Source organism: Pseudomonas sp. GL-B-19, assembly GCF_019956415.1.
In the GTDB taxonomy this organism is placed as follows: Bacteria; Pseudomonadota; Gammaproteobacteria; order Pseudomonadales; family Pseudomonadaceae; genus Aquipseudomonas.
Map to the genome: position 1 here is coordinate 87,682 of NZ_JAHBDK010000014.1, position 12,237 is coordinate 99,918.

At 59.6% G+C, this 12,237-nt stretch carries 10 protein-coding genes and 1 tRNA gene; 2 read left to right on the forward strand and 9 right to left on the reverse strand.

Annotation, left to right across the window (positions count from 1 at the left end):
- The first annotated feature begins 9 nt into the window (after positions 1 to 9).
- Together KGB06_RS03390 and nadA are read left to right on the forward strand one after the other, a co-directional pair.
- Positions 10 to 85: transfer RNA gene (locus KGB06_RS03390), tRNA-Lys, on the forward strand.
- A gap of 273 nt (positions 86 to 358) precedes the next feature.
- Positions 359 to 1,417, forward strand: a complete 1,059-nt coding sequence (gene nadA / locus KGB06_RS03395) for a quinolinate synthase NadA (RefSeq protein WP_223511852.1) — start codon at positions 359 to 361, stop codon at positions 1,415 to 1,417.
- A gap of 73 nt (positions 1,418 to 1,490) precedes the next feature.
- Here nadA and KGB06_RS03400 read toward each other — a convergent pair whose 3' ends face one another.
- The 9 genes from KGB06_RS03400 to arcC form a co-directional block, all read right to left on the reverse strand.
- Positions 1,491 to 1,979 carry an RDD family protein gene (locus KGB06_RS03400; protein WP_223511853.1) on the reverse strand — a complete coding sequence of 163 codons (489 nt, stop codon included), beginning with the start codon at positions 1,977 to 1,979 and terminating at the stop codon, positions 1,491 to 1,493.
- 95 nt (positions 1,980 to 2,074) lie between these two features.
- Positions 2,075 to 2,287, reverse strand: coding sequence for a cold-shock protein (locus KGB06_RS03405; protein ID WP_003175786.1), 213 nt, complete (start codon positions 2,285 to 2,287; stop codon positions 2,075 to 2,077).
- A gap of 404 nt (positions 2,288 to 2,691) precedes the next feature.
- Complete coding sequence (gene gcvT / locus KGB06_RS03410; RefSeq protein ID WP_223511854.1) at positions 2,692 to 3,816, reverse strand: glycine cleavage system aminomethyltransferase GcvT; 1,125 nt, start codon at positions 3,814 to 3,816, stop codon at positions 2,692 to 2,694.
- A 38-nt stretch (positions 3,817 to 3,854) separates the two neighbouring features.
- Positions 3,855 to 5,231 (reverse strand): L-serine ammonia-lyase, encoded by a 1,377-nt coding sequence (locus KGB06_RS03415; protein ID WP_223511855.1) that lies wholly within the window; start codon positions 5,229 to 5,231, stop codon positions 3,855 to 3,857.
- Positions 5,232 to 5,437: 206 nt separating this feature from the next.
- The gene (gcvP, locus tag KGB06_RS03420) at positions 5,438 to 8,302 is read right to left on the reverse strand and encodes an aminomethyl-transferring glycine dehydrogenase (protein ID WP_223511856.1); all 2,865 of its coding nucleotides are present in this window, start codon (positions 8,300 to 8,302) and stop codon (positions 5,438 to 5,440) included.
- Positions 8,303 to 8,313: 11 nt separating this feature from the next.
- On the reverse strand, positions 8,314 to 8,697 hold the full coding sequence (gene gcvH / locus KGB06_RS03425; protein ID WP_223511857.1) for a glycine cleavage system protein GcvH: 384 nt from the start codon (positions 8,695 to 8,697) through the stop codon (positions 8,314 to 8,316).
- Between the two features lie 409 nt (positions 8,698 to 9,106).
- Complete coding sequence (locus tag KGB06_RS03430; protein ID WP_223511858.1) at positions 9,107 to 10,615, reverse strand: sigma-54-dependent transcriptional regulator; 1,509 nt, start codon at positions 10,613 to 10,615, stop codon at positions 9,107 to 9,109.
- A gap of 203 nt (positions 10,616 to 10,818) precedes the next feature.
- Complete coding sequence (locus tag KGB06_RS03435) at positions 10,819 to 11,181, reverse strand: DUF5064 family protein (protein WP_223511859.1); 363 nt, start codon at positions 11,179 to 11,181, stop codon at positions 10,819 to 10,821.
- 12 nt (positions 11,182 to 11,193) lie between these two features.
- On the reverse strand, positions 11,194 to 12,123 hold the full coding sequence (gene arcC / locus KGB06_RS03440) for a carbamate kinase (RefSeq protein WP_223511861.1): 930 nt from the start codon (positions 12,121 to 12,123) through the stop codon (positions 11,194 to 11,196).
- Positions 12,124 to 12,237: the final 114 nt, after the last annotated feature.

Genomic DNA, 12,237 nt, shown 5'->3' on the forward strand with positions numbered 1-12,237 from the left:
CCACACAGCGGGTCGTTAGCTCAGTTGGTAGAGCAGTTGGCTTTTAACCAATTGGTCGTAGGTTCGAATCCCACACGACCCACCATTTTTGTAGCAGTTTTAAAAGTCTGGAAGGCCCACGCAAGTGAGGATTTCCGGATTTTTTTTTGCCCGCGATTTAAGGTCGCCCGGGTTCTGGGCTGCACCGCGTGACGCAGGTCAGAATCATCTTTTGCATCCGCGGGATATTCTGTAGCCTTGCCGGCTTCAACGCTGTCCGTGCCTGATGAATACTCACTCTCCCGGCGGTACCCCTGAAGGGTCCGGAGCCGGGTGTATACTCGACTTTCGCGCAAATGCGCCTGCAGGTCTTGCGAACATGACGCAGATTTCCGAACGCCTTTTGGTTCAGGCTCACCTCGATGCCAAGCAGCCCAAGCCGCTGACTGCCGAGGAAGAAGCCTATTACCGTGCCGCCATCGCCGCCGAGCTCAAGGCTCAGGACGCGGTGCTGGTTGCCCACTTCTATTGCGATCCGGTGATTCAGGCCCTGGCCGAAGAAACCGGTGGTTGCGTCTCCGACTCGCTGGAGATGGCCCGCTTTGGCAATGCTCACCCGGCCAAGACCGTGGTGGTCGCCGGGGTGAAGTTCATGGGCGAAACCGCAAAAATCCTCAACCCTGAAAAACGCGTGCTGATGCCAACCCTTGAGGCGACCTGCTCGCTGGACCTGGGTTGCCCGGTGGACGAATTTTCGGCGTTTTGCGATCAGCACCCGGAACGCACGGTAGTGGTGTATGCCAATACCTCGGCGGCGGTCAAAGCGCGAGCGGATTGGGTGGTGACGTCCAGCTGTGCGCTGGAGATCGTCGAAAGCCTGATGGATAACGGCGAGACCATCATCTGGGGGCCGGACAAACACCTGGGCACCTACATTCAGCGCCAGACCGGTGCGGACATGCTGCTGTGGGACGGTGCCTGCATCGTTCACGAAGAATTCAAGTCCAAGCAGCTTGAAGACATGAAGGCGCTGTACCCGGATGCTGCGATTCTGGTGCACCCAGAGTCGCCAACCGCGGTGATCGAATTGGCGGATGCCGTCGGTTCCACCAGTCAGCTGATCGCGGCGGCCCAGAGCCTGCCGAACAAAACGCTGATCGTCGCCACTGATCGCGGCATTTTCTACAAAATGCAGCAGTTGTGTCCGGACAAGGTCTTCATCGAGGCGCCAACGGCCGGTAACGGTGCAGCGTGCCGTAGTTGCGCGCACTGCCCATGGATGGCGATGAACACCCTTGAGCGCACGCTGAAGAGCTTGAAAGAGGGGGCGAACGAGATCTTTGTAGATCCAGCGTTGATCCCTCAAGCCATTCGGCCGTTGAAGCGCATGCTCGACTTCACTCAGGCGGCGCGGATGAAGCTGGCCGGCAACGCTTGAGAACTTTCAGCTAGTCACGAAAAACTGTGGGAGCGAGCAGGCTCGCTCCCACAGTGGTTTTCGTTTGGCTGAATTACTTGGTTTTCTTTGGAATCCGCACCAGTTGCGTATTGGAGTAGATGTCATGCCAGCTGCGCTTCTGCTTGTCGAACAGCGACCAGAAGAAACCCAGCCCGAGGCATAGCCAGGACGCAATCGACACCACAAATCGCAACAACGCCTGCCACAGGCTGATGGACGAGCCATCGGCGTTCTGTACGCGGATGCACCACACCTGCATGCCGAGGGTCTGACCCGACCAGGTCCAGAACTTGGCGAAGAAGCCGAACAGCACAAACAGCAGCACGGTCGAAAGCAATGGATCACCGTCCAGCGCGCCGGCTTCAGTCAGAGTGCGCATTTTGTCTTCGCCGAGGATCGCCATCTGGATCATCTTGTAAATGCCGCTGGTGACGATCAGCAGGGCGGTACACAACAGGAAGTCATAGAACATCGCTGCCAGACGACGACCCAGGGTGGCGGCGGGAAAGTCGCCCTGGGGGTTGAGCAGGTGTTTCGACATGGCAGCCTCTGGACAGAAAAAGAAGCCATTTTACGGATTTACGCGCACAAAAAAGCCCCTGATGTCAGCATCAGGGGCTTTTTCGTTACAGAAGATTAGGCTTCTGCTTGTACTTCGTCAGCCTGCATGCCTTTCTGGCCTTGCACAGCAACGAAAGTCACTTTCTGGCCTTCTTTCAGGCTCTTGAAGCCGTTGCCCTGGATGGCGCGGAAATGCACGAACAGATCCGGACCGCTTTCAGGAGTGATAAAACCAAAACCTTTCTCGTCGTTAAACCACTTGACGGTACCGCTCTGACGTTGGGACATTTCTTATTTCCTTTGACGCTAAAATTAATGACAGTCTCCTTCTCGTGAAAGAGTACTGGGGCTGGTTGCAGGAGAGTAAGAAGACGTCGAACGGGATGTAGCTAACTGGTAGGCTACTGCCCAGGTCACGATTCCAAGCGACCCTTGCAAACACAGTGGACAAACTCTACGCCAACTACGGGAGAAAAAACAAGCCCTGTCAGAGGCCCGGTTTTGCTCAGGTTGAGGGCATTAGTCGCTCCACTAGTGCGTTCTTATTCTTTGTGGCTGTTCAATTGTTTTCGAACGTTATAAGCCGCGTTCATAAACGAAGCTTACAGGTAATGATATGCACTACTTTATGGCGGTTGCGTTACACATTAGTGCACTGTTAACGCAACCGCGTTACTTATAGAAACAGTCAATCAGCCACGATAGTAGCGTTGTGCAACAAATGGCATTTTGCTTACAAGCAAAGGCACCTTTTTCCCACGGACAATCGCCCACACGGGTGTGTCGATGGCGATATAAGCGCTGTTGACGTAACCCATGGCCAACGGACCGCCGAGTGTCGGACCGAAGCCGCCACTGCAAACAGTACCGATGATGTCGCCGGCTTCGTTGACGATTTCCGCGCCTTCACGCACAGGCGTGCGTTCCTGAGGCAGCAGACCGACGCGCTTGCGGCTGACGCCACCTTGTTGTTGTGCGAACACGGTTTCAGCGCCAGGGAAGCCACCCGCCCGCGCACCATCGGCACGACGAGGCTTGGAAATGGCCCACAGCAGGCTCGCTTCGATAGGCGTGGTCTCGGTGTTCATGTCATGGCCGTAGAGGCACAGGCCGGCTTCCAGACGCAGCGAGTCACGGGCGCCGAGGCCGATGGCCGCCACTTCAGTTTCAGCCAGCAGGGAGCGGGCAAGGGCTTCGGCGTTGGCGGCCGGTACCGAGATTTCGAAACCGTCTTCACCGGTGTAGCCCGAGCGGCTGACAAAGCAGTCAACACCCAGCAGTTTCACGCGGGCGAACTGCATGAAGGTCATCTTCGTCACTTCGGGTGCCAGACGCGCGAGCACGGTGACCGCGGCCGGGCCTTGCAGCGCCAACAGCGCGCGTTCTTCGAACAACGGCTCGATGGTGCACTGGTCGCCGATGTGCTTGCGCAGGTGCGCCAGGTCCTGATCCTTGCAGGCCGCGTTGACCACCAGGAACAGTTCATCGTTACCGAGGTTGGCGACCATCAGGTCGTCGAGGATGCCACCGGTTTCGTTGGTGAACATCGCGTAGCGCTGCATGCCCACCGGCAGGTCGATGATGTCCACCGGCACCAGGGTTTCCAGGGCCTTGGCGGCATTGGCACCGGTCAGGCGAATCTGGCCCATGTGCGAGACATCGAACAACCCGGCCTGATCACGGGTGTGTTGGTGTTCTTTCATCACGCCGAGCGGGTATTGCACCGGCATGTCATAGCCAGCGAACGGCACTATGCGTGCGCCAAGTTCGATGTGCAGAGCGTGCAGCGGGGTTTTCAGCAATTGTTCGGTGGACATATTCAGCTCCTGAAAAAGTGTGCAAATGCGCGTGAGCATCAGCACTCGATAATGTTGACCGCCAAACCGCCACGGGCGGTTTCCTTGTATTTGCTTTTCATGTCGGCGCCGGTCTGGCGCATGGTGCGGATGACCTTGTCGAGGGAAACGAAGTGCTGACCGTCGCCGCGCAGGGCCATGCGTACCGCGTTGATCGCCTTCACCGAGCCCATAGCGTTGCGCTCGATGCAAGGCACTTGCACCAGTCCGCCAATCGGGTCACAGGTCAGGCCGAGGTTGTGTTCCATGCCGATTTCGGCGGCGTTTTCCACTTGCTGCACGGTCCCGCCAAGGACTTCGCACAAGGCGCCGGCCGCCATGGAACAGGCCACGCCGACCTCACCCTGGCAACCGACTTCGGCGCCGGAAATCGAGGCGTTTTCTTTATAGAGAATGCCGATGGCCGCCGCAGTCAGCAGGAAGCGCACGACGCCGTCTTCGGTCGCGCCGGGGATGAAGCGCATGTAGTAATGCAACACGGCGGGAACGATCCCGGCCGCACCGTTTGTAGGTGCGGTCACGACGCGTCCGCCATTGGCGTTTTCTTCATTGACCGCCAAGGCGTACAGGTTGACCCAGTCCAGCACCGACAGCGGATCACGCAACGACGATTCCGGGTTCTTGCACAGTTGTCGATGCAGGGCTGCGGCGCGACGTTTGACCTTCAACCCGCCGGGCAGAATGCCTTCGTTGCGGCAGCCGGCATCGACGCAGTCTTGCATTACTTGCCAAATCTTCAACAGGCCGGCGCGGGTTTCCGCCTCCGGGCGCCAGGCGCTTTCGTTGGTCAGCATCACCTGGCTGATGGACAGACCGTAGGTGGTGCAATGACTGAGCAGATCCTTGGCGCTTTTGAACGGGAAGGTCAGCGGTGTGGCGTCTTCGACGATGCGGTCGGCGCCGGCGGCGTCTTCATCGACCACAAAACCACCGCCGACCGAATAGTACTCGCGGCTGCGAATCTGCAGGCCGGCGGCGTCGAACGCGCGAAAAATCATGCCGTTGGGGTGATAGGCCAACGGTTTGCGAATCATCGCCAGGTGTTCTTTCTCGTTGAACGCAATGCTGTGTTCGCCGAGCAGGTTCAAGCGTCCGTTGCCACGGATGTCTTGCAGACGGGCGGCGACGGTTTCGGTATTCACGGTGTCCGGGTGTTCACCTTCCAGGCCCAGTAACACAGCTTTGTCGCTGCCGTGCCCCTTGCCAGTGGCGCCCAGCGAGCCGTAGAGCTCGACTTTGACGCAGGTGGTGGCCGCCAGCAGCCCTTCACGGCGCAAACCTTCGGCGAAACGCGCGGCTGCGCGCATCGGGCCGACGGTGTGGGAGCTGGAGGGGCCGATGCCAATCTTGAACAGGTCGAACACGCTTAACGACATGGTTGTTCTCCGGTTTCTTCTTATAGGTATGGGCGCAATCTGAAACTTGCCACAGATCCCCTGTAGGAGTGAGCCTGCTCGCGATAGCGGTCTTTCAGTCGACATTTATGGTGAATGTCAGTCCGTCATCGCGAGCAGGCTCACTCCTACAAGGGTTTTGTGATGTTCTTGGAAGTGGGGGCGAGCAGACTCGCCCCCTTATCCGTTTAAGCGTAGCTTTCGATCGACGGGCAGGCGCAGATCAGGTTGCGATCGCCGAACACGTTGTCGACGCGACCGACCGGTGGCCAGTATTTGCCTTCGATCAGCGACGCTACCGGATAAACGGCTTGCTCACGGCTGTACGGATGCGTCCACTCGCCGACGATTTCCGCTGCAGTGTGCGGAGCGTTCTTCAGCGGGTTGTCGTCCTTGTCCAGCGTGCCGTTTTCCACGGCGCGGATTTCTTCGCGGATGCGGATCATGGCGTCGCAGAAGCGGTCCAGTTCTTCCTTGGATTCGCTTTCGGTCGGCTCGATCATCAGCGTGCCGGCGACCGGGAACGACATGGTCGGGGCGTGGAAGCCGAAGTCGATCAAACGCTTGGCGACGTCATCAACGCTGATGCCGCTGCTGTCTTTCAACGGACGCAGATCGAGGATGCATTCGTGCGCCACCAGGCCGTTGCTGCCGGTGTACAGCACTGGGTAGTGCTCTTCGAGGCGACGGGAGATGTAGTTGGCATTGAGGATCGCCAACTGCGAAGCGCGCTTGAGACCTGCGCCGCCCATCATTCGAATGTACATCCAGGTGATCGGCAGAATGCTCGCGCTGCCGAACGGTGCCGCGCAAACTGCGCCTTCCTTGCGTTCCATCTGGGCGTGGCCCGGCAAGAATGGGGTCAGGTGCGATTTCACGCCAATCGGGCCAACGCCCGGGCCGCCACCGCCGTGCGGAATGCAGAAGGTTTTGTGCAGGTTCAAGTGCGACACGTCGCCGCCGAACTTGCCCGGTGCGCAGAGGCCGACCATCGCGTTCATGTTGGCACCGTCGATGTAAACCTGGCCGCCGTTGTCATGAATGATGCCGCAGATTTCGCGGATGCCTTCTTCGAACACGCCGTGGGTCGACGGGTAGGTGATCATCAGCGCGGCCAGGTGCTCGCGGTGCTCGATGGCCTTGGCGCGCAGATCTTCAATGTCGACGTTGCCGCGGGTATCGCAGGCGGTCACGACCACACGCATGCCAGCCATGTTGGCGGTAGCCGGGTTGGTGCCGTGGGCGGACGACGGGATCAGGCAGATGTCGCGGCGGTCTTCGCCACGGCTCTGGTGATAGGCGCGAATTGCCAGCAGACCGGCGTACTCACCTTGCGAACCGGCGTTCGGTTGCAGCGAGATCGAGTCGTAACCGGTAGCGGCGCACAGCATCGCTTCCAGTTCGTCGGTCAGTTGCTGGTAGCCGGCGCTTTGCTCGGCCGGGGCGAACGGGTGCAGGGCACCGAATTCAGCCCAGGTCACCGGGATCATTTCGCTGGCGGCGTTGAGTTTCATGGTGCACGAACCCAGCGGGATCATGGTGCGGTCCAGCGCCAGGTCCTTGTCGGCCAGCTTGCGCAGGTAGCGCATCAGCTCGGTTTCCGAGTGATAACGGTTGAACACCGGGTGGCTGAGGATCGGCGATTGACGAACCAGTGTGGCCGGAATGGCGCTGACCACCGAAGAGGCGAGGGCGGCGAAGTCTGGCAAGGTTTTGCCGTCAGCCAGCACGCTCCACAAGGTTTCGACGTCGGCCTGGGTGGTGGTTTCGTCGAGGGACAGGCCCAGGCGTTCAGCGTCGACCACACGCAGGTTGATGCGCTGGGCGCGAGCCTGCTCGTGCAGCTTGGCGGTGTTGGTGCCGGTGTTCAGGGTCAGGGTGTCGAAGAAAGCGGCTTGTTCGACGGTCAGGCCCAGTGCGCTCAAGCCTTTGGCCAGAATCGCCGTCAGGTGGTGCACGCGATTGGCGATCTGAGTCAGGCCTTTCGGACCGTGGTACACGGCGTACATGCTGGCGATGTTGGCCAGCAATACTTGTGCGGTGCAGATGTTGCTGGTGGCCTTCTCGCGGCGGATGTGTTGCTCGCGGGTTTGCATGGCCAGGCGCAGGGCCGGCTTGCCGAAACGGTCCACCGAGACACCGACCAGACGGCCCGGCATGTCGCGCTTGAACGCATCTTTAGTGGAGAAGTACGCCGCGTGCGGGCCACCGAAGCCCAGCGGCACGCCGAAGCGTTGTGCGCTGCCGATGGCCACGTCGGCACCGAATTCGCCCGGCGGGGTCAGCACGGTCAGGGCCAGCAGGTCAGCGGCCACGGCTACCAAAGCGTTGGCAGCGTGGAAGCGCTCGGTCAGTTCGCGGTAATCGAATACGTCACCGTTGCTGGCCGGGTATTGCAGCAGGGCGCCGAAGAACGGCGTCACGTCAGTCAGTTCGAGCTCGTCGCCGACTACCACGTCGATGCCCAACGGCTCGGCACGGGTGCGCAGCACGTCGAGGGTTTGCGGGTGGCAATGCACGGAGGCGAAGAAAGCGTGGCTGCCCTTGTTCTTGCTCAGGCGTTTGCAGAAGGTCATGGCTTCGGCAGCGGCGGTGGCTTCATCGAGCAAGGAAGCGTTGGCAATCGGCAGGCCGGTCAGGTCGCTGATCAGGGTCTGGAAGTTCAGCAGCGCTTCGAGACGGCCTTGGGAGATTTCTGGCTGGTACGGGGTGTAAGCGGTGTACCAGGCCGGGTTTTCCAGCAGGTTGCGCAGGATCGGCGACGGCGTGTGGGTGCCGTAGTAACCCTGGCCAATGTAGGTCTTGAACAGCTGGTTTTTACCGGCAATGGCTTTGATCGAGGCCAGGGCCTCGGCTTCGCTCAGACCGTCTTCCAGGCCCAGGACGCTAGTGCCTTTGATGCTGTCCGGGATGACGCTGGCGCTCAGGGCTTCCAGCGAGTCGAAGCCGAGACTGTTGAGCATCGCTTGCTCGTCACCGGCGCGCGGGCCGATGTGACGGGCGATGAATTCGTTGGCGGTGGTCACATTTACAGAAACAGGAAGTACAGTCATGTCGGTGCTCCTCAGGCTTCGGCGTTGGCTTTGATCAGGCGGTCGTAGGCGTCCTGATCCAGCAGTTTGGCGACCGCCGAGGCGTCGCTTGGCTGGAAGCGGAAGAACCAGCCTTCGCCCAGCGGATCTTCGTTGACCAGTTCAGGGCTGCTGTCGAGTGCCGGGTTGACTTCCAGCACTTCGCCGTCCAATGGCATGTAGACGCCGCTGGCGGCTTTTACCGATTCCACGGTGGCGGCTTCAGCGCCTTTTTCGTAGGACTGCAGCTCAGGCAGCTGTACGAAAACCACGTCGCCCAAGGCGTTCTGTGCGAAAGCGGTGATGCCGACGGTAACGGTGCCGTCAGCTTCGGTGCGCAGCCATTCGTGATCTTCAGTAAAACGCAAATCGCTCATGAGAACTCCTAAGGGGGCCAGACTCGTCTGGTGGACGCTATTGAATGCGTGGGCAATAAGCCCTGTTATGACGAACTACTTAGCAAGAACGCGGCCAATGTTGGTTTTGTCCTTATTAATCAATGTTCTATAGGGTTTTATGGGCGGGTGAAACTTGCGCGCTGTAGCGAAATCGATACGGGCAGGGGCGGAGAGGAAAGCCGAGGTGGATCAAAGCCTTGTGCAGCCGTGATTGAAGAGGAGTGTAGCGATATCGTTCCGCTGTAGCGCTTTCAGTACAGATGGAGGTCGTTTTCAGCATAGAGCCCTGTAGGAGCCGAGCTTGCTTGCGATAGCGGTATTTCAGTCGAAATCAATGGTGAATGAAATACCGCTATCGCGAGCAAGCTCGGCTCCTACAGGGGGGGATTCAGGGCTTGTTGGGTATGCCGTATTTGCGCAACCGATGGGCAATCGCCGTGTGGGACGTTTGCAGGCGGCTGGCCAGTTGGCGGGTCGAGGGGTAGCTGATGTAGAGTTTTTCCAGCAGGGTTTTCTCGAATTCCTCCATCGCCTGCTCCAGGCTGTCGACATCGCTGTCGCTCTGGCGTGCCACCGAGGTGCCGGCGATGTCGAGGTCGCCGATGTCGACCAGCGTGCTTTCGCAAATGGCCGCCGCGCGAAAGATCACGTTCTGCAATTGCCGCACGTTGCCCGGCCAGCGATTACCCAGCAGCGCCGGGTAGGTGCCCGGTGCCAGGCGACAGACCGGTCGCTGGATTTGCGCGCAGGCCTGCTGCATGAAGTAGCGGGCGAGCAACAGAATGTCCTGGCCACGTTCGCGCAACGGCGGGACTTCGACATTGAGCACATTGAGGCGATAAAACAGGTCTTCGCGGAAGCTGCCTTCGCTGACCATTTTTTCCAGATCGCGGTGGGTGGCGCTGAGGATCCGCACGTTGACCTTCACTTCACGATCGCCACCGACCCGGCGGAAGCTGCCGTCATTGAGAAACCGCAGCAGTTTCGCCTGCAAGTACGGCGACATCTCACCGATCTCATCCAGAAACACCGTGCCCTGGTTGGCCAGTTCCATGAGCCCGGGTTTGCCGCCACGCTGAGCACCGGTGAAGGCGCCGGGGGCGTAGCCGAACAGTTCGCTTTCGGCGAGGTTCTCCGGCAATGCCGCGCAGTTCAACGCAAGAAATGGCGAGCTGTGCCGAGCGCTGCTGGCATGGCAGGCCCGAGCCACCAATTCCTTGCCGGTGCCGGTTTCGCCCTGAATCAGCAGAGGCGCATCAAGGGCGGCGACCCGTTGGGCGCGAGCCTTGAGGGTGCGGATCACCGGCGACTCGCCGAGCAGCGCATCGAAACCTTCGGCGTGGTCATGGTGCAGCGCCGAGAGGCGTTCGCCGATGCGGTTGGGTTGATACAAGGTCAACAGGGCGCCCGCGTCGGTGATCGGCGTGGCGTCCAGCAGCAACGTCTGACCGTCGACGGTAATTTCCCGCAGCGGCAAGCGAAAGCCGTGTTCAAGCAGGGCGTCGAGCAGCGCCGGGTCGGCGAACAGCTCGGCGATGCTTTCACCGGCTGGTTCACGCCCGTACAACGCAATCAGTGCCGGGTTGGCCAACAACACTTTGCCGGCACTGTCCAGCGCCAGTACCGGGTCGGTCATGGCCGCGAGCAATGCGTCGAGTTGCAGGTGTCGGCGCTGGCCGGGAAGGATGTCGACCACCGTCACCGCCTGCACGCCACGCACGCTGAACAGCGCATCGCGCAGCTCCTCAAGGACTTGCGGGCTCAGGGTCGGGGCGTCGATGTAAACGTTGGGCGGAACCATTTCCACCGCATCCAGATTGAGATTGCGCCCACCGAGCAGGGCCAGGACTTCCTGGGTAATGCCGACGCGGTCGATGAAGCTGACGTGGATACGCATGGGGCGGTTTTTGGTTCTGAGGTGCGGAGGGTGGCAAGTATGCCTTGGGGCGGGCGAATGGTGAAATCCTGCGCAGGATTTCAGGCCAACACCAAACCCTTGTAGGAGCTGGCTTGCCGGCGAAGGCGGCGTGTCAGTCGCTATCGATGTCGACTGTTAGACCGCTTTCGCGAGCAAGCTTGCTCCTACAGGGGGAGTGCGGGTTACTCGAAGTGTTCGGGGTTGACCGGGTCGCCGGATTTCATATCCAGCTGCACCCGAATGTCTTCAAACATCAAATCGTAATGCTTGTGGACCGAGCCGATCTGGCTGTGTGTCTTCGGGATTCCGTATCTCTCGGCGATTTTCGTCACGTTGTTGGCAAAGTTGTAGGCTTCCTCCTTGGGCAGGAAGAAGGTCTCTGTCATGTCCTTACCTTGAATGCTGCCATGCATCGTGAACTGGATGCCTTTTTCCCCTTTGGGATTCTTGCTGACTTCATAGTCGAGGTGAATGTTGTAGCTGACATCATCCTTGGTCAGCGCGTGACGCTCGATGTGCAAGTGCCCTGGCTGAAACTGCGCCATAGACGTCTCTCCTTATAAGTAAGTAATGCCAGGTTTCGCTGTGCTGATGCGCGTACCGGCCGTGCCCTGGACGATCGCTTCGATGTCCGAGAGTGAACCGATCACTGCGACCTTTCCAGTATGGCGTGCGAATTCACAGGCTGCCTGAACCTTCGGTCCCATGGAGCCTGCGGCGAAGCCGAGTTTTTCCATTTCATCCGGGTGAGCCTGGCCGATGGCTTTCTGGGTCGGCTTGCCGTAATCGATGAACGCGGCACTGACGTCGGTGGCGATCACCAGAATATCGGCTTCAAGTTGTTCGGCCAGCAGCGCCGAGCACAGGTCTTTATCGATGACTGCTTCGACACCTTCCAGTACGCCGGGAGCCGTGTACATGGTCGGAATGCCGCCACCACCGGCGCAGATCACGATGCTGCCTTTTTCCAGCAGCCATTTGATCGGGCGGATCTCGAAAATGCGTTTCGGTCTGGGGCTGGCCACCACACGACGATATTTATCGCCGTCCGGGGCAATTGCCCAGCCTTTCTCGGCGGCGAGCTTTTCTGCATCGGCCTTGGCGTACACCGGGCCGATCGGTTTGGTGGGGTTCTGGAACGCCGGGTCGTTGGCGTCGACTTCGACCTGGGTGAGCAGGGTGGCGAAGGGCACTTCGAAGTCCAGCAGGTTGCCCAGTTCCTGTTCGATGATGTAGCCGATCATGCCTTCGGTTTCGGCACCGAGCACGTCCAGCGGGTAAGGGGTAACCGAGGTGTAGGCCGCGGCTTGCAGCGACAACAGGCCGACCTGCGGGCCATTGCCGTGGGCAATCACCAGTTGGTTACCGGCGTGGACCTTGGCAATTTGTTCAGTGGCGACGCGAATGTTGGCGCGCTGGTTGTCCGCGGTCATGGGTTCACCACGGCGGAGCAGGGCGTTACCGCCCAAAGCGACGACGATACGCATAATGCAGTCCTTCTAAACAGAGGAAAGGCAAACGACTCGATCAATTGTAGGAGTGAGCCTGCTCGCGATTGCGCGGCATCAGTCGACATTAATGTTGAATGTCAGACCGCTATC

Excerpts from the sequence above, each read along its gene's own strand:
- nadA (WP_223511852.1), top strand. The coding sequence starts at position 359 with ATGACGCAGATTTCCGAACGCCTTTTGGTTCAGGCTCACCTCGATGCC.
- KGB06_RS03400 (WP_223511853.1), bottom strand. The coding sequence starts at position 1,979 with ATGTCGAAACACCTGCTCAACCCCCAGGGCGACTTTCCCGCCGCCACC.
- KGB06_RS03405 (WP_003175786.1), bottom strand. The coding sequence starts at position 2,287 with ATGTCCCAACGTCAGAGCGGTACCGTCAAGTGGTTTAACGACGAGAAA.
- gcvT (WP_223511854.1), bottom strand. The coding sequence starts at position 3,816 with ATGTCCACCGAACAATTGCTGAAAACCCCGCTGCACGCTCTGCACATC.
- KGB06_RS03415 (WP_223511855.1), bottom strand. The coding sequence starts at position 5,231 with ATGTCGTTAAGCGTGTTCGACCTGTTCAAGATTGGCATCGGCCCCTCC.
- gcvP (WP_223511856.1), bottom strand. The coding sequence starts at position 8,302 with ATGACTGTACTTCCTGTTTCTGTAAATGTGACCACCGCCAACGAATTC.
- gcvH (WP_223511857.1), bottom strand. The coding sequence starts at position 8,697 with ATGAGCGATTTGCGTTTTACTGAAGATCACGAATGGCTGCGCACCGAA.
- KGB06_RS03430 (WP_223511858.1), bottom strand. The coding sequence starts at position 10,615 with ATGCGTATCCACGTCAGCTTCATCGACCGCGTCGGCATTACCCAGGAA.
- KGB06_RS03435 (WP_223511859.1), bottom strand. The coding sequence starts at position 11,181 with ATGGCGCAGTTTCAGCCAGGGCACTTGCACATCGAGCGTCACGCGCTG.
- arcC (WP_223511861.1), bottom strand. The coding sequence starts at position 12,123 with ATGCGTATCGTCGTCGCTTTGGGCGGTAACGCCCTGCTCCGCCGTGGT.